Here is an 18,315-nt window from a genome sequence, read left to right on the forward strand (position 1 = left end):
CGTACCGGATTCCTTAGTCGTTGGACGACACGTATTTGTAATGATACAAGGGGTAAGCTACACCACTGACGACCGCACCGGAGGGTTTCTCCTTCGGATAATAGTAGTCGAAGCTGAACTTCTCGTCGTCGACGTTGCTGAATCCCACTTTCTGTCCGGCAGAGTTCTTTCCCTGGGTTTGCTGGGTGAAGAACAGACCGGTAGGATACCATTTCACGAAGTACGGGTGGAAAAGCACCCAGTTCGGAATCGGTCCTGTGAGGAAGTTCAGGTTGAGGTGGAAATCACGCATTCTCGGCAATACGCGCGGTACATCCTGCCCTATAACATCTTCGCTGCTCCCGTCTACGGAGGTAAATGTTACCGGGTTGTCGCTGGTCTTTAGCCATATGCAGGTGTCTCCAACCAGTTGCTCCAGGTAATCGTCCTCGTCGGTCGAGAAGTCGCTTTCGTCGTACCGCGTCCGTCTGCCTGCTGCTTTCAGTGCGGCATCCATTTCCGCATCCGTGGGCAACTGGCCTTCGATGTAGTTGTAGGAGAATTGCAGGGCTCTCAGGTTTTCCCATGTCATTAATTTCAGGAAGGCGTCTTTTTCCCTTCCGTTGCTGATGTTGATATCCAGGCCGAGCGGACGTCCTTTGGAACTGTGCCCCTGGCTCAGGTCGGTGTATCCATCGACACGCCGGCAAGTGGTCAGGGTAAACGTATGAAGGTGCGGGAAATTCTCTTCATTCACCACATCGATTAGGTCTGCAAGGCTTGTAAAGTTGTTGCTCGACATATTCAGTGTTTCCAGCCCTTTATAACTCTTGTCCGTGCCTCCGCCCAGCTTATAGAAGTCCTCGGGCAGTGTTTCCAACCCGTAAGCGCCTATGAACAGGTGTTTCAGGTTCTTCAACTCGCATATTTCATCGCATAAGGAGACGATACGCGTCTGGTGGTTGGTGTTGCTCTGGATTTCGAGGCTTTCCAGGTACTTCAGGTAACGTATCTCTTTGGGGAACGTTTCCTTGTCGCGCAGGTTAAACAGGTAGAATGTCACTGAACGTATACGTCCGGCAGCTCCTACGGGCATATCCTTGTCGGTGGCTTCCCATAGCGTTACATTGCTCCAGTTCTGTAGGTTCTCGCTGGTGTTGAAGATTATCATGCTCTGGATTTTCTCGTTGATAGTCACGATAGCCAGGGAGTCGCCGGCACGGTTGTCCTCAATCTTCACGGCGGGTTTCTGGGTAACGGTCAGGACAACGGCGTCAACCGGTTTGCCGTTGTCGTCTACCAACTGGTCGGTTTCCGGATTCTGTGCAACCAGCTTTATTTTGGCTATACGGGTATAAGGCGCCGTATTCATCTTCCAGCGGAAGCGCACTTTGATAGTACGCGGGCGCGCCAGGCGGTCGAGGTTCACTTTCAGGTCTTTGTCATTGGGCATTTCCAGCCAGGCGGTACGTTCGCTTTCCGCTTCCGTCTTTTCTTCGGGCGTCATCGTTTCCGTCTCGGCAAAAGAGTAGTCTATGTTTTCGCTGTCTATCCGGAAGTTGACGTTGCTCGAAATGGTGGCTTCAAGGTAGCGTTTCTCATAATCTGCCGAATTCTCTATTTCCACATCCGGTTCTTTCAGTATGATTTGCTTTCCGAAACCGAACTGGGTGATGCTGATAAGCTTCGCCTCCCGTCCTTCGGGAGCAAAACGGATTTGCGCCGTACGTTGCGTATTTTCCAGGGTAGAGTCTATGGCAAGGCTGCAATCCGCCGAGCTCGACCCGTTTGCCGGAGATACGAAAATCCAGGGCTGGGAGGAGCCTGCCACCCAGTTGGAGTTGGCGAGGACGGCAATCGTCTCGATACCCCCTTCGGGGCCGATTACGATTTCTTCTTTATCCACTGCAATGCCACCGGAGATGCTCGTTTCTTCATCATCCTTGCAAGAGGCGATAAGCCCTGTGCAAAGTGCCAATCCCAGTGTTATCTTACTTATGTATTTCATTGATAAAGTTTTTCTTGTTATTGTTATCGTTTAATATCCAACGCATCGCAACCGCGGATGTCCTGCGTCTTGTCGTAAATCAGCTTGTACATGCCTGCCTTGATATAGGGACATACACTCGTCATGTCGATAGAGATGTTGGGGTTGTCCTTGATATCTACAATCCAGAGCTTCGAAGTCATTGTTTCGTTCACCTTGCGGATGTCGTTCGAACCGATTTGCAGTTGCAACAGGCTGGGGCAGGTAGTGATACCTTCAGGCCATTCGCGCAGGATGCGGTTACCGTCCGCATCGCGCTGGTGGCGGATGCCGATAGCCTGCAACTGGCTGCTGTTCAGGGGAGCCTTCGGGAACTTGGAGAAGCAGTTGTAGCCGAGGTCCATGTTCCGCAGGTAAGGCAAGGTCGTCGCACGGAAGTCGTCGGACAGCTTGGTCAGCTTGTTAAAGCGGAGGTCTATCGCCATGAGCAGGTTCGTGTTCTTGTAGTTGCCCTCTTTGGGTTTCAGGGAGTTCTCCGGAATTTCTTTCATCAGGTTGTTGCTGATGATAAGCGTCGTCATCGGCGAGCCGGACGAGAACAGCTCTTTCGGGAAGTCCTTTATCAGGTTGTTGGACAACGTTACCGTAGCGGCGTTGATGCCCTTGAAGTCTGCCTGGCTGCACTCAATGTTCGTGCCGTTTACACCGATACGGTTGTACGAGAAGTCTACGGCTCCCATTATATATATGGATTTGGCGTCGAAGATGTTGGGGATGTACTCTATCTCGTTATGGGAGAAGTTCAGCGTTTCCACCTGGTCGGTGAAGCCGCAGAAGTTGTCCGGTATCTTGGTAATATGGTTGTAGTCCAGGTCCAGCGTCGTAATCTCTATCTCTTTGCCGAATGCCGATAGCTCGCCGGTCAGGTTGTTATGCATACAGTCCACCAAGCCCAGTTTACGCATCTTGTTCAGGGATGAATAAGGAGGGAATTCCTTCAGGTTGTTATACCCGAAGTATAGGATTTGCAGTTTGGCTCCTACGGGGGAGTCCGCCAGCTTTTTCCAGTCTGCGGTAAACTGTGCGCCCGTGCCGTCCTTAGCTCCGTTCAATCCGTCGATACCCTTGTTGCAGGCGAAGTTCAGCAGTTCCACATTGGGAAGCTCGAACAGGAAGTCGGGCATCCTCGTCAGTTTGGGACAGTTGTAGAGTTCTACGTCCTTCAGGTCTTCGAACTTCTTCCAGCTCCATGAGGCACTCTCGTCTTTATACAGGAGGGCGTACTCGGAGCCGGGGTTCTCCCAATCCGTGCAGATGTCTTCCGCTTCGAGGGGAGTATTCGCGATATAGAGCTGTTGCAGTTGCGTCAGGCGCTGCAAGGCTTTCGATACGAAAGTGATGTTGTTGGCTACGTAGCCTATCTGGGTATCCTTCAGGTGGATGCGCGTGCTTTTCGGAATTGCCTTCATCTCAGGGTCGTTGTTGATACTCTCTTTCAGGAAGTCGGACAACTGCTCCCGCGGGTCGTAGTCTATGAACTGCTCCTTGTAGTGCATGCGCATTTTCTGCCGCTGGGCTTCGCTCATATTCGCAGAGATGCCGCTGGTTCCGAACAACCTGCCGCCCAACTGCTCGTTGTGCGAACCCAGGGAAAGTATCCGCAGCTCGGTCAACTGCCCGATAGCGTCGGGTATTCTTCCTTTGGCTCCGAAACCTTCCAGGCTCAGGGTTACTACACGCCCCTTGTCGTTAATCTCTACGCCCGGCTGGTCGCCCCACATATCTATTTCCTTGTTGAAGTTCCAGGTCGAGCCGGCAGGCTGGGTGTCGCCGTGGTAGCTCCAGTGCTGTCCGTCCAATGCTTCCCAGATAGCTTTCAGTGCCATGTAGTCCTTGATGTACTCGGCTGTCGGAGACATCTGTACCGGTACGATAGCGTCGTCGGTCTGCTTGTTGTCCTCGATGCTGAACGTTTCGCCAGCAAGCTGGGTACGTTCCTCCAACTGCGGGTAGGTACTGCCGCTCTGCTTGTAGGTAATGTATCCCGTAACTTGGTAAGTTCCTGCAAGGAGCCACAGTATGGAGTCGCATTTGGCTGTGCCGATATCCATATACTTGTCCTTGTTCAGGTTGTCGTCGGTATAGTCGGGGTTCGGGTTTTCCTTATACTCCTCCTTATAGGTCACCTTCAGGTCTTTGAAGGTAGTCGAGGCGCGTGTGAAGGTGTTGGTTACGGTAACGTCTACACGGCTGATGTCGCTGAACAGGTACGACTTGTCCGTAGAGGCTGCCGCACGCGTAAGCCCCGACTTGATAAGCTTGAAGGTTACCGTTCCGCGCGATTGCGTATCGACAACGAGGTCTTTCATGGTCAGTCCGCGCGGTGTTACCTCGAACGTATTGTCGGAGCCTGCGGAAATACCGGTCACTACCTTATCCAACCTGTCGAGCAGCTTGTAGCCGATGATTTTGTAGTCGCCCGTAAGCAGTTGCAACTTGTCGCTGCGCATGCCGTATTCGGCGTTGTTTTCGCTGTAAGCATTCAGTACTAAGGTCTGGGTGATGCTCATGCCATTGTATTGCATTTCGATTTCCACCTTCTGCGCTTCGCTCAATTTGTCCAGCTCGTCTGCGGCACGCGTTCCGGCTGCCTTGGACTGAACGGACGATTCTCCTGCGTAGGATGTAGACTTATAAAGTTTGAACTGCACATAGCCGTACTGCTTTCCCTGCAATTCGTCTTTATCGTCGGAGCATCCGCCCAGCGCCATACCCGAAAGTATGGCGACCAGCGCTGCAAGAAGAATTTTTCCTTTTATAGTTCTCTTATGGTTCATTTATTTTTCCTTTTCTGTATTTTGGATTACAGTTATTTGTCTGCACTTTGCCGGATGCCGGGGTCAGTTGCTGGCAATCGTGATGATGCAGAGTGCTATGATATCGCCGTTCTCTCCCTTGACTATCAGTTTATAGTCGTTTGCGTAAGTGTCGGGATTGCTGAAATAGATACCCCAGCCGCTTATTTTCCTGGGATTTCCTTTCAGGTCGAACGTATTGCCTTCCAGTTTCAAGCCTCCGGCATTGTTATTGCTTACCTGCTCGGTTATCTGCTGGCCGGTTGCCATACCCACACCCTCGAACACCAGCTTAAAGCTATTGAGTGTGAAGTTCGAAACGATGCTTTTGGGAATGACGGCTTTCCATACGTTGTTCCCGGTTACGTTGTAATCGGTAACGTTGCTTGCGTTCTTCATATCCTCGAATGTTACTTTCGAACCCATATTACTTTCCAATTCGGGATATTTGATTTCGGTAGGATTGGTGGTTTCGGGGTTATAGTAATAATCCGCGCAGAACGTAATCCTGTCCGCCTGTTCCTGCCGTGCTTCCTGCTTCAATGTAGCCAGGATATTCACATCGTATATGGAGAGGAGGTCGTTGGTTTCGCTTTCGATAAGGCTGCCTTCCAGGTTTCCTTTAATCTTGTCGTAAACGGCCTGCGGGAACACCATGACGGTAGCTTCCCTTACTTCGCCGGTATTGTTGTCTACGCTCACCGTTACCTGGTCTTTGTTCGTACCCGTACCGATAGAGGCGTGTAGCCAGTCCATATTGCTGTTGAAATCGTAAACGTACTTGCCGTCCTGCTGTTTCTGGCTGAACGTTACCACCTGGAACGCGTCGTTGTAGGCGGTAATGGTGGATACCAGCTTGTCGGTCGTTTCCTTATCGCCTACAATCTCCTTGCCGTCCACGCTTGCCGTTACATTCATGTAAGTCGGGGCTGTTTTGATAGCATCCTGCTGCAATCCGGCATAAATCAGGGGGATTTCCACCTTGCGTACCTTGTCGGTCTTGGCGGTGGCGGCATCTGCCGTAGTGAAAGTCAGCACGTAGTTGCCTTTGGCAATCGGGTACTTCTCGCTCAGCCCGCTGGTGTTCTCCTGGTTGAAGGTGAATTTGTACGCTCCGTTCTCGTCGATAGTGAAGGCGAGCCATTCCGGGTTGGTGAAACCGATTTTCATGCCGGCTTCCGCCTGTGCCTTGACTACCGTGTAGATAGCGGTAGCGATGCTGTTACCCTTAATCGTGAGCGGGTGGTCTTTATCGTATACATTACCGTCCTCGTCGGTAACCGTGAGGTCGGTATATTCTTTGGCGGCACGCGTCACCTTACAGATAACCTGTGACTGGCTTCCCATTTTCAGGGTGATTTCCGCTACGGCAGCCTCGTTGTAGTTCTGCCCGTCGGCGGATGCCACAATGGTAATCGTCTGCTTCCCGGCTTTGCCGTTCATCAGGCTTTCAGAGAACTCGCCGTTCTTGAACTTGCACCACCCCGCATTGCTGGAGATTTCCCATTCCGTGTTCGCTTCGAAAGAAATCTCGGCGGTTTCGCCGGCGGCGCAGTTGATGTCTTTCAGTTCCGGAAAGACCGGAGCGGTTGCTCCGCCTTCGTCGTCATTGTCCGAACATCCGGCAAATGTTACGATGAACATCGCTGCCAATAGCATAAACCAACTCTTATTCCTTAAATTCAATGTTTTCATTATTATATGGTTTAATGTTAATATCCTTGTTCCCTTAGTTTCTCGGCTTCAGCTTCGCTAATCCATTCTACGACATTGGCAGGGGTATCTACCACGCCGTACAGCGAGCCGTCTTTGTTATCTACCCGTACGTTGATGTACATGAAGATGAACTTATCGCAGGTGTTGTAATAGGCGGGATAGCCCGAAGGTTGCGTCATCATCATCTTGCCGTTGCCGTAAATCGTGCCGAACGCTTCGCTCGTGCTGCCGCATACGTGCTCCTCTATCTCGATATCCGCTTCCTCAATGTTGTCCGGCTTGAATTTGACCTTCGTGTCGAAGCCGTCGTAGAAGAGTCCGTGCAACACAATCGTATTCTCCTCGTCTTCTACCACATCGGAGGTTATCAGGCGCAGCTTGATGCCTCCCAAGTAACTGGAGAAGTAGGTGGACGTGACTTTGCAGAAGCCGCTGTAATTGTTGATGTCGAACGGGCAGTATTTATGTATCACCACTTTGGTTTTCGTTCCGTACATTTCCCATTGTTCCGATTCGGGAACGACCAGGCGCAGGGCGAATCCCAGGGAGTCGCGCTTGTCGATGTTCTCGTACATACTCTCTACCTCCACATTGGCAGCCATTTCGCCCGCCTTGATAGTGACGGTGTTCGAGAGGAGCTTATAATGTTTCCCCTCGACGGCGTTGCTCTCCTTGTCTATCACCTCCACGGCGAACGTACGGTCGTAGCCGGCGCGTGCGGTTGCCGATACGGGAATATCGAATTTCTCGTTACTCTCCTGCACGATGTATTCGTAGAGGGTATCGGAGAACATCAGATAACTGGGTCCGCTATACATCACCCGGTTCTGGTCGCATCCGGCAAGGCTTGCCAGGACAGCAATGGCTGCCACGCATCCGATTAATAGTTTCTTCATTATCATAAATCTTTTATCTTATTTGTTACTTTCATTAGGTTGTATTTCCGAGCCCGGAGCATCGAGTTCGTGCTGGGGTATCGGCCATACGAACAGCGGGTCGTCCTTCTCCACTTTCAGGCTGCTGCCGTTGTCTAGCGACTGGTCTTGCGGCTCGCGCTTGAAGCCGTCGTGCCAGCGTTTGAGGTCGTGCAGGCGGAAACCTTCCATATACAGCTCTTTCACACGTTCTTTCTTGATAACGTCCATGGCATTGTCCTTGCTCATGGCGGTGGAGCCGCCGTAAGAAGCATAACGCGCCAGGCGGAGCTTGGAGATGTCGCTTCCGGCTTTGCCGTAATCGGGCTGTGCCTTCTGTACATAAGCCTCCGCACGGATAAGGTACTGTTCGGACAGGCGTAACACCTTCGGCATGGTTACATGCAGGATGTTGTAGCTGGTGAACGTTTCGTTGCCGAAGTACTTGACGAGCAGCGGCCAGGTAAGCCCGTGGCTGTAACCGGTGGTGAACGACTGGAAGATAGTGGATACGCGCAGGTCGCTCGTTTCGTATAGGTTGATGACCCAGGTGGCGGGAACGTAGTCCGGGCGTACGCTGGTAAAGTCGTAGTTGGCAAAGATACGTCCCAGTGCGCCGCCGTAGGAATTGACGGTGAAGCCTACCTTCCAGATAGACTCGGTGGAAGAATCGTTGGTCCACATATACTTATAATAGCTGACACCCGTAGAGGCGGTTTGCGTACAGCTCGACAGGATGTAGTATCCGCTTTCGATAACTTTGGTGGAATACTCGATAGCTTCGTCCCACTTCTTCATATAGAGGGCTACGCGGGCGCGCAGGGCATATACCGTATATTCGTTGAAGTAGATAGAGTTGTACAGTACGCCGTCTTTGGAAGGGTCGAAGTCCTCCTCCAGTTTCAGCAGTTCCGCCGCACGCTCTAGGTCGTCCAGTATGAACTGGTAGGAGTCTTTGAGCGAAGCGCGCTTCATCTCTTCGTTGCCCTGGTAGTGCTGGGATAGGATAACGCCCAACTCGTTGGCTGCTTCTTCATCGCTTTCGTAAGCCTTGCAGAACAGCTTCACCAGTTCGGAGTAAGCCAGTGCGCGGGCAAAGTAGGCCTCTCCGCAACATTGGTCTAACTTGTCGAGTTCCTTGTCGTCGTTGGTCTTTTTCCGTACGTTGTCTACCCGGTCAAACAGGAAGTTACAGCGGTTGATAACGGTGTACAAGTCGCCGTACACGGCTTCGATGTCGGTATTGGTAGGTTTGATGTCCTTCCAGCGCCAGATTTCGCCGTAGATATTGGTATTTCCGTTTATTCCGTACACGAAGTCGGTCTGCAGGTCGGGCAGCAGCGTCAGGTTACCGGAATAGAGGTATGCGCTTTTGAAGGAATCGTATATGCCGATTACCGCCAAATTCACGTCGGATACCGTTTGCAGGGATTCGTCGAAAGGAATTCCGTCCTCGGGCATCTTGTCCAGGCAGGAGGTAACGGACAACGCCACGGCAGCCGACAGTATGTATAATTTGAATTTCTTAATCATTTTCTTGCTAACTTATATTGTTCTGTTTAGAATGACACTTCGATACCCAGTGTAAACTGGCGCGAAGCCGGATACTGCGCCCTGTAAACGTTGTCCGCCATTTCGGGGTCCAGCCCGGAAAATCCTGTAAAGGTAAGCAGGTTCTGTCCTTGCAGGTATATGCGGGCGGATGTGAAGAAATTGGTTTTCTTCAACAACGTCTGCGGCAGGGAGTAGGCGAGCGTCAGGTTTTTCAGGCGGAGGAAAGAGGTGTTCTCCAGGAAACGGTCGTCGAGCTGTGCCACTACGCCGTAGCGCGGGATGTCCGTGATGTCTCCGGGTTTCTTCCAGCCGTCGTACAACAGCCGTCTGGACTGGTTGTAAGTGCTGTACAACCCGTTACTTTCTTCGAAGAAGCGGTCGTTGTTCATCACCCAGCGGTCTGCCATCCAACTGAACTGTGCCGACAGCGAGAGGCCTTTCCACGAAAGGGTCGTGCCGAAGCCGCCCGTCCACGGGGAGTCGAACGACTTTCCGGTCATCACCTTATCGTCCTCCTTGAATTCGGTGGTCAGCTCTCCGTCTTTGGTGTACCAAAGGGCATCGCCGTTGGCGGGGTTCACGCCGGCATAGCGGTTCATGAAGTATTCGTGCACGGGATGTCCCACTACGTATTTCAGTCCGGTGGTGGAGTTGACGTATTCCTGTACGCCGTTGTAAAGCTCTACCAACTCATTCTTATTATAAGAAATGTTGGCGTTCAGGTTCCAGGTAAAGTCTTTGGTACGTATCACATCGCCGTTGACCGAGATTTCCACACCACGGTTTATCATGGCGCCGATGTTCTCCCAACGGTAGCCCATACCGCTAATGGCGTAGGATTCGGGTACGTACATCAGCATGTTGGTGGTCTTTTTGTGATAGAAGTCGATGTCCATATGGGCGCGGTTGAAGAAGTCCAGGCGCAACCCGATGTTGTTAGACCAGGTCTGCTCCCAGCTCAACTCCTCGTTGCCGCTCTGTTTGGGATAGATGCCGGCTTCGTCGTTGTACTTGGCTCCTCCGGAAACGAGTGCGAGGTGGTCGTAGTAGGGGATATCCGAGTTACCGGAAGTACCCGTACTGAGTGCGATTTGCGCTCCGGTAAGCCATTCGATGTCTTTCAGGAATGATTCGTTCTTGATGTTCCACATAAATCCCAGCGACCAGAATGCACCCCAGCGGTGGTCTTTACCGAAACGCGAGGAGGCGTCGGTACGTGCGGCTACCTCTGCATAATAAAGGTTTTTGTAGTTGTACTCTCCGCGGAAGAAGAACGAAAGGTCGGCATATGCCTCATTGGAGTCTACCCATGAGGAGGCGCGTGTACCGGAACTTACGTTCGTCAGGAAGTCGTTAGCCTGTCCTTTGGTTACTACCTGGAAACCGGTAGACTGGAAATCCGTGGCTTCCTGTCCCAGCATGAAGTTGAAGGAATGGTCTTCGTTCAGTTCCCAACGGTAGTTGGCAGTGGTCGTTTCGCTGAGTTTCAGGGAGAAGGTGGAGTTACGTCCTGCCGTTCCCTGCTGGTTGTTGATAGCATAGCTGGGATAAGACTGTATGAAAGCAGTGGAGTGCGAGTAGTCGGCGCCGAACTGCGTGCGTATCGTCAGGTTCTTTATGGGTGTTATTTCTGCAAATACGGTAGACAGGATTTTGTATTTCTTGTAATGTATCGGGTTGTTCGTCATCCATTCGATAGGATTCTGCCCCGTACCCTTCCAAGTACCGTCGTTCTGCGATGCCAGCGAGCCGTCTTTGTTGTAAGGACTCCAGTAGGGGAGCATGAAGCGCGAGCCGGCTATCGGGGTATAAATCGTCATGCTGCCTTCTTCCGTCTGCTCCACTTCCTCGTAGGCTGCCATGGAACTCGTGCCAATCTTTAGCCAACTGCTCGCCTTCACCTCTGCGTTGGCGCGCATGTTATAGCGGCGGAAGGATGAATTCTGGGCGATACCGTCCTGGTCGTAAAAGCCGCCTGACACGTAATAGTTGAGGCGGTCGGTAGCCCGGTTTACGGAAAGTTCGTAGTTCTGCAACGGCGCCCGGTCGTTGAACACTTCGTCCAACCAGTTAACGTTGGTACGCGACAGGATAGTGTAGTCCTGTCCGTCCGTCAGTCCTATTTCCTTTTCGAACTGGATGCGCTCGGGCGTATCCATAAGCGTCCACTTGTCGTTGGATGCCAGTTGCGAGAAGCCGTACTGCGCGCGCAGCGTTACCTTCGCCTTGTCCATGGCAAGCCCCCGCTTGGTGGTGATAACTACGACGCCGTTTGCGGCGCGTGCTCCATATATAGAGGTGGAGGAGGCATCTTTCAATACGGAAATCGATTCGATGTCTCCCGGGCTGATTGTGTTGAAGTCCGAGCTGGCAATGGGCACTCCGTCCAGAATGAACAGCGGCGATGTGCCCGAGTTGATAGAATTCGTACCGCGGATTTTGAATACCGACGCCTTGCTGGGCTCTCCCGAATTGGAGATAACCGACAGTCCGGGCGTCTGTCCCTGCAATGCCTGGTCGAAACCGGCAGCCGGAACATTCTCCATTTTATCCGACTTTACGGTAGATACCGAACCGGCGATAGTCCCCTTTTTGCGTACGCCGTATGCCACTACCACTACTTCGTCTACCATTTCGGTATTCGGTTCTAAGATTACGTTGTAACGGGCGGCGGCCGTAAATTGCTTTTCTACCGTTCTCATACCGATGTACGAAAACTGCAATGTGGCCGGAGACGTGGTTACCGTGATACTATAATTACCGTTAATATCGGTAATTACGCCATTTGTTGTGCCTTTTTCAACTACAGATACTCCTATTACCGGCTGGTTGTCCTCTGCCGACAGGATAAGACCTGTTATTCTAAATCCCCCCTGTGCCAATACATACGGGATTTCGAATAGCGTTAAAAGCACAAACAAGAGAGTTGCTTTTCTCATCTTTGTTCTTTTAATGAATTAGTTAATAATTTGGTTTTGATTTCAGTTTCAAACGGGAAGAGACATTTTGGGGATGTATATTGCCGTTCGCATATTTATTTTTGACAGTGATTATACTTGGGAATGGTTGTTACATACTCCCGAACATCGGCAAACACTGGAAATATCTTTTTAAACATGCTGAATAAGTTTGTAATAATGTTAATACTTTATTTTACAAAAGATACCCCGTGTAAAACTTTCTTTGGATATATTTGCAACAAATATAAAGAAAGTTTCGAAAAAAAATATATATTCTATATTGTTTTTATAAAATATTTATAATTTTGCAAAATAGTAACAGTGTAATACGAATCTCTCTTTAACTGTTTTTTCTCAATTTTTATTCTCTGTTTACTTTTCCCTATTATTAACTAATTATTCAATAATGTATGAAACACATTTTTAAGACAATGGTCCCCTTATTGGCATTTGCTACCTTTATGTGGACAGGTTGCTCGGACGAGGACGACACCGAACCGACACCCCAGAAACCGGCGATACCGACGATTAGCGTAGGCGAGCCTGCACTCAGTACGGACAATACCAAAGCGGTAGTAACGGTTACTCCGTCCGAGGAAACGGAGAAGTGGTACTGGAAGTGCGAAGAGAAAGGAAAGGCGGCTGCCGAGTACACGGCGGTAACGGGAAAAGAGGCTGCCAAGCTGGAGATTCCTATTACTATGGACCTTACTTATACGCTGACCGTGTATGCAGAGAATGAATCGGGAAAGAGCAAGGAAGCCGTGAAGGAATTCATCTTCAAGTATGAGGATATCATGGCGGAGCTAGTAGAATTCGAAATAAAGAATGTTACCGCGTTCTCTATGGATGTGGATGTGAAGAAAAGCGCCAAATGCGCCAAGTATGTGATAGGTGCAGTATTGACGGATGTTTATACCGAAAAGACTTTCGTAGAGGCTTCCGAAACTTCATTGAAGCCGAACGAGAGTTATCCGCTGCAACCGTATAACTGGTCGGATGTAAATGCCACCTTTACGGAAAGAACGGTATCGAGAGCTACCATGCAAGGTGAAGATATTGACAAGAGCCAGGGCGTACGTCTGGTTGCCGGTTCGGAATATACCGTAGCTGTTTATGCAGTGAATGCAGAAGGTGCAGGAACGGTCTTTACGAAAACCGTTACCATTCCGGCTGCGGAATTCAAGGGTAACGTAAAGGTTGAAATCGACATTCCGGAAGCTAAGTTGACTATGGAGAGCTTCGATGCCGTAATCACCGCAGACGAAACGTGCAGCAGGATGATTATGGGCTTCTCTACTCCGACGCTTGTGGCAAGTGCGATAGAGGACAATTCGAAATCATTCGACGAAATGTCCGAAGCAGAGATTAATTCTGCTCTGGCAAACTTGGGTGCTGAAACTCCTACGGCTTATACGGGAGCGATAACGAAATCGTATACTTATAATATAGAGCCGGGAAAAGAATATTTGGTTTATGCAATTCCTATCGACAAGGAAGGACACCTGGGTAAGGTTACTTATAATAAGTTCAAGACACTTTCTCCACTCTTCGACGGAGAAGGAGAGATTACATCCGTAGAGATTCCCGAACAGACTTCTATCAATGCATTGGGAATTAAACTTGGAGTGAATGATAAGGTGAAATCGGTTCGTGTACTGTGTTTGCCATATGCTTCGTTCTATAACTTGAATGTAGAATGGGCGATGTCTTCTGAGCAATCGAGAGGTATTTACTGGACTGAATATGCAGTAGAGGATTTGAGTACTTTGGAGAATACGGGAGAGATTATTAATCATCCGGGCGATACATATTATTTGAGGGCTACAACTGTAGATGTGAATGGTAAATTGAGCCCTATTATTGATTTAGTGGAAAAAGCTGGTAATGGAACTAAAGGAATGGTAACCAAAGAAGAAGAACAGGAGCAAGTTACTACCGAATTTAAGGGTAAAGGTAAAATTACTTTGGCAGTAGCAGATGCCGGTGACGACGGAATTAAACTGACCGTAACCAAGGGTAGTGATACCAAGCTTGTTTATATGGTGAAATATGCAGCCGATGCAGTGCCCGACGGTGATACTTCAGTTCGTGGCGGTGTACAGATTACCGATTGCGTAAAGGATAAAGACTTCTTCAAAAACTTTGATGCAAGTGCCACACCTTCTGGTGGTGTAAGCATCGTGCTGGATGAAAATACGAATACAACGGATGTTGTCGGAAGTATGTCTAATGAGTATGATGGTGATTACGGCGGTGATGCCCGTATCTTCGTAACATTGGATAACGACGGTAAGTTGAGTATTGCCGATTACTATATTCATGGATACGGTACAAAGGATGACCATGTTGAGGTAGCTCCTTAAAAACAAGAAATCAAATAGTAAAGGGCGTAATGAGCAGGTAGGAATGCCTTTCATTACGCCCTCTTTTTGTTGTCCTTTCCTTGTTTTATGCAGATTTCCTACGGAGAGGGGGATGCTTGGGTGTCGGAGTTTCCTTACTGTGGTATTGGTACTCCTTTGCTTTGGTGTCGGGGGCTTCACTTTGATGTCGGAGTTCCCTCATTGTAATACTGGGGCTTCGTTGTGATACCGGAGTTTCCCCGCCAGTGACCGAAAGCAGGGGTGTTATGGCGCTATCTTTCAGAAACTTGTATCCTTATTACGATGTTAGTCCCTTGAATAAGGTTTTCTATATCTTGGATATAATTCTGAATGCAAAGCTTAGTATATTATAATGAATCAATATAATCAAAAGCTACTTTTTTCAATTTCCATTTTGGATATCCTTTATTATCAAAACTTGTAGATACAAAATTCATTTTTTCAAGTTTTTCAAAAAAATCTTCCCACTTCGCACTTTCTCTTACAGTTGAATAGTCATATTGCTTATTACCTATAACATAAGTACCTCTACCTCCAATTAATCTTATAGAATAACTCATTGCGTTGTTTGAATTAATCCAATCTTTAAGTATTATAGTGTTGTAAACAGTTGCAAGATACATATATAATTATTTAGTTGTACAATACTGCTGCAATGGGCTATTTGGTTTATCAGGAATAGTCATAAAAAGAATACCCTCCTCTAAAAGAGGATTTATTATATTTTTTTTGAATCTACTTCGGTTTGTTTGTCCTACAATCCCCATTATTTCTTGAATAGAATGAGGTTCTGAACAATATGAAATAATTTGTTCTGCTATAGGGATGTATCGCGTATTAAGCTTAGGACAAGCTTGGGACAAGCTTAGGACAAGCTTGGGACAAGCTTAGGACATTCTCTGTCTTATGCTTGATATGGACACTTCTTTTGAACACTGCCGTAAACATCCCCTCCGTGCGAAATTCCGGTTCGGGCAGATTCGCTTCCCTCATAGCTTTCTGCATACGAGGAATACCGGATGCAACTTTTTCAACCAAGTGCATACGGGTGAATAGACCGAAGATTAACGGATTACGTGTCATACTTTTATGCCCGAAATCTTTAGCTACAATGGGCAAAAGTCCTCCGGGATTGGAGATTTCTACTCTGTCATCAAACATCTCTATCATAATGTTTGCGCCTTGTTCGTAGTAATCACGGTGTGACAGGGCATTTATAATGGCTTCCTTAAATACGGTCAGAGGTATTTCCCAAATTTCCTCTCTTGGTCCTGCTCCCTCTATTTTGTAGGCTACCTGCAGTTTGCTTTCCAGCCAACCCATAGCATGTAGATATTGCTGGTACAGTGAACCTCCGAAAATTTTATCATCTATAATATAGACTTTGTTTGTTCCCTTGAAAAGAACACATCTCGTAATAGCATGCGGAAACTTCCGTTCAAGCTGTTTGCCAAAAAACATTGCAGCCCCGTTCTTTGCCGTTCCATTTCCGGTAAACAGTTCCAGGTTCTCAAATATTTGTTTGTCGGATGTAGACGGACTTAGTTGGGCTTCTGTTCGGAAATCCTTTATCATCTGTTCGTCTGTATCCGTATAGATATTGAACCAATGGCAGGGAATATGGTCGAAAAAGATTTTGTTGCACTCCTGAAAGAAGCTGCGCATTTCTTCGACTGTGTGAAGTTTCTGCGAATTTGCTCCCTCCCGCACAAAGATAGAGCCGGAGAATATGTACGGCTTGTCTTTACCGGACGGAACATCAATCACCCAAACTGTTTTATCTCCAATGTTCACCGAATACAATTCGCAGTGAAGTGCAGGAGATATTTCGCTGATAGAGCCTTGAATAGCAGAACGCTTGTCGTTTTCTAATTTAGTATCGACCACTTGCCCATTATCATCCACTCCAATAAGCAAATACCCTCCGTCAGCATTAGCGAAGGCACATATTTCCTCTGTCAGCTCACGCACTTTTGAGGGAACGCGTACTTTAAATTCCACATTGTAGCCCTCTCCACTATCAATGAGTGATTGTATGTTTTCGGTGTCTAACATGATTTTGTAATAGTACCACAAAAATAGTTATTTGTTATGATTGTAAGTCATTAGTTTCGTTTTATTTATGGCGAAAACATTTCTTTTATGAACTTGGAATCGAAGAGGCAGAGATTGACGGACTCAATGTAAGAGTATATGACCTGGAGAAATCGGTATGCGATGCCATTGAGTACCGTAACAAAATAGGACTGGATGTAAGCTTTGAGATATTCAAGAGCTATTTAGCGCACAAAGACCGTGATATCAGTCGTCTCTATGAATATGCTTATAAGCTGAGAGTGGGAAAAAGATTGATGAACTGATAAAATTCATGCAATAATGAGTAAGATGCATTCGGCAGAAGCCGTCAAGTCTACATTCGGCAACTGAGAGAGGTTGCACCAGTATTTTGCCCTCCTTTTTGCATCGTTTTTCTTTTCTTAAAAAGTGGTGTCCAGGGAAAACAGAAGTTTCTACGCATTGAAACCGGAGTTTCCTACAATAAGAAACTAAGATTTCCACGCTTTGAAACCGGAGTTCCTACGGTAGGAAACTGGAGTATTCACGCTTCGAAACCGGAGTTGTCACGGTAGGAAACCGGAGTATCCGGCGTTGAACTTTATTCCCTGAAGTTAATCCCCAATAGGTTCATTACGAAAGGAGCTATGTCTGTTTGGTTCATAACCTTTATCTCCTTCTTTTCGATGCCGCAACCGAATGCTACCAGGGTGGTGGGGTCGATGCCGGACAGATAACCGTGCTTACCTCCGGACTTTTGTATCACATCCGCTCCGGTACGTGCGGTTGCCACGGCTACCCCTTTTATGGGTTCCAGTGCAAGCGCTACTTTGGGGTCGCAACCGACAGCCGTCAGTTCGTCCTTTTCTACGATGCGGAATAAGGCGCGGGTAGAAGCTGGCAGCGAGTTCAGTTTCTTGCGGATTTTCTTTAGGGTAGCCCCGTCGTTTTCATCTTTCAGGTAGAGAAACATCATCGCACCTGCTCCGTGGAAGCATGCTTTCCATTCGCCTCCGGGCTTTTCGCTCAACAACCCTTCCTGCACCAGCCAGATGTTGGGGGCGATGCTTTGGCTGTAATCTACAAAACCGTGGTCGCCGCATACAATTACGGTCGTGCTGTCCAGCAGTTTGTTGCGCTCCAGGTTTTCGAGAATCAGCCCCACAGCATGGTCGGCTCCCCCTACGGCTGCACTTACCCTGTCCGATTTCAACCCTGTGGCATGCTGGGCATAGTCTGTGGTAATCAGGTGTACGGTCATTAGGTTAGGCTTATAGGTATTCATCAGGTAGTTTGCCATGGCAGCGGTACGGGCATCCCGGTTCATGGAGCCTGCACCGAAGTTCTCGTGGTTCAGCTTGCCCGTTGCCTCCCGCTCCAGTTCGTCCAGCAGTCCTGCCGGGGTACAGTAAGGCTTGATGTACTCCAGTTGGTTGGCAACCGGCTTTACCGACCAGTATTCGGGGATGTTGTAGCGGATAGCTTTTGCACCTACCGATACAGGCCAGAATAAGGATGCCACGGTTAGCCCGTTACGGCTTGCCGATTCCCAAATGGTGGTGGCTTTGATAGAGTCGGCATACCAGTAGCTTACTGCTTCCTGCCGGTTGTCCGTGAAAGGCGAATTGTAATAGATACGGTGCTGTGCCGGTTTTACCCCCGTGATGATTGTGGTGTGCGAGGGGTAGGTGGCTGTGGGGGTAATTCCCTTGATGCGTTCCACGAACATGCCGTCCCGCTTCATCCTTTTCAGGTTGGGCGAGGGCATGGTGCTGTCGGTCACCATTTCCGCCCTCATGCCGTCGATAGTGATGAGGATAACGTGTTTGGAACGGTCGGCTGCCACGACGGAGCCGATAAAGCAACTGCATAGCAGCACGGTTGCTGCTTTTTTCAGATTCATTGTTT

At 48.8% G+C, this 18,315-nt stretch carries 11 protein-coding genes; 1 reads left to right on the forward strand and 10 read right to left on the reverse strand.

Translation table 11 applies throughout. The features are described from left to right. Positions 1 to 13 precede the first annotated feature (13 nt). The 6 genes from C233_RS0104130 to C233_RS0104155 form a co-directional block, all read right to left on the reverse strand. Complete coding sequence (locus C233_RS0104130) at positions 14 to 1,987, reverse strand: BACON domain-containing protein (protein ID WP_018666155.1); 1,974 nt, start codon at positions 1,985 to 1,987, stop codon at positions 14 to 16. A 23-nt stretch (positions 1,988 to 2,010) separates the two neighbouring features. After that, a complete protein-coding gene (locus tag C233_RS0104135; RefSeq protein WP_018666156.1) occupies positions 2,011 to 4,803 on the reverse strand; it encodes a DUF4458 domain-containing protein in 2,793 nt (930 codons plus the stop codon). Between the two features lie 63 nt (positions 4,804 to 4,866). Next, positions 4,867 to 6,516: a BACON domain-containing protein gene (locus C233_RS0104140; RefSeq protein ID WP_026314720.1), complete on the reverse strand. Its 1,650-nt coding sequence runs from the start codon at positions 6,514 to 6,516 to the stop codon at positions 4,867 to 4,869. 17 nt (positions 6,517 to 6,533) lie between these two features. After that, a complete protein-coding gene (locus tag C233_RS0104145) occupies positions 6,534 to 7,433 on the reverse strand; it encodes a DUF4984 domain-containing protein (RefSeq protein WP_026314721.1) in 900 nt (299 codons plus the stop codon). A gap of 18 nt (positions 7,434 to 7,451) precedes the next feature. Next, positions 7,452 to 8,984, reverse strand: a complete 1,533-nt coding sequence (locus C233_RS0104150) for a RagB/SusD family nutrient uptake outer membrane protein (RefSeq protein WP_018666159.1) — start codon at positions 8,982 to 8,984, stop codon at positions 7,452 to 7,454. Positions 8,985 to 9,010: 26 nt separating this feature from the next. Then, positions 9,011 to 11,944, reverse strand: coding sequence for a SusC/RagA family TonB-linked outer membrane protein (locus C233_RS0104155; RefSeq protein ID WP_026314722.1), 2,934 nt, complete (start codon positions 11,942 to 11,944; stop codon positions 9,011 to 9,013). Between the two features lie 431 nt (positions 11,945 to 12,375). Between C233_RS0104155 and C233_RS0104165 the strand changes: the two genes are divergently transcribed. Further along, complete coding sequence (locus tag C233_RS0104165; protein WP_025068892.1) at positions 12,376 to 14,331, forward strand: hypothetical protein; 1,956 nt, start codon at positions 12,376 to 12,378, stop codon at positions 14,329 to 14,331. Positions 14,332 to 14,699: 368 nt separating this feature from the next. On the opposite strand, the gene C233_RS0104170 is transcribed toward C233_RS0104165, so the two are convergent. The 4 genes from C233_RS0104170 to C233_RS0104180 form a co-directional block, all read right to left on the reverse strand. Further along, entirely contained in the window at positions 14,700 to 14,975 is a 276-nt protein-coding gene (locus tag C233_RS0104170; protein ID WP_018666162.1) for a hypothetical protein, read from the reverse strand. A gap of 6 nt (positions 14,976 to 14,981) precedes the next feature. After that, positions 14,982 to 15,119, reverse strand: coding sequence for a Fic family protein (locus C233_RS25020; RefSeq protein WP_341833454.1), 138 nt, complete (start codon positions 15,117 to 15,119; stop codon positions 14,982 to 14,984). A 76-nt stretch (positions 15,120 to 15,195) separates the two neighbouring features. Beyond that, positions 15,196 to 16,407 (reverse strand): ATP-binding protein, encoded by a 1,212-nt coding sequence (locus C233_RS22280; protein ID WP_025068893.1) that lies wholly within the window; start codon positions 16,405 to 16,407, stop codon positions 15,196 to 15,198. Positions 16,408 to 17,008: 601 nt separating this feature from the next. Beyond that, a complete protein-coding gene (locus C233_RS0104180) occupies positions 17,009 to 18,310 on the reverse strand; it encodes an alkaline phosphatase family protein (protein ID WP_018666164.1) in 1,302 nt (433 codons plus the stop codon). Positions 18,311 to 18,315 lie beyond the last annotated feature (5 nt).

It is taken from the genome of Bacteroides gallinarum DSM 18171 = JCM 13658 (genome assembly GCF_000374365.1).
Taxonomy (GTDB): Bacteria; Bacteroidota; Bacteroidia; order Bacteroidales; family Bacteroidaceae; genus Bacteroides; species Bacteroides gallinarum.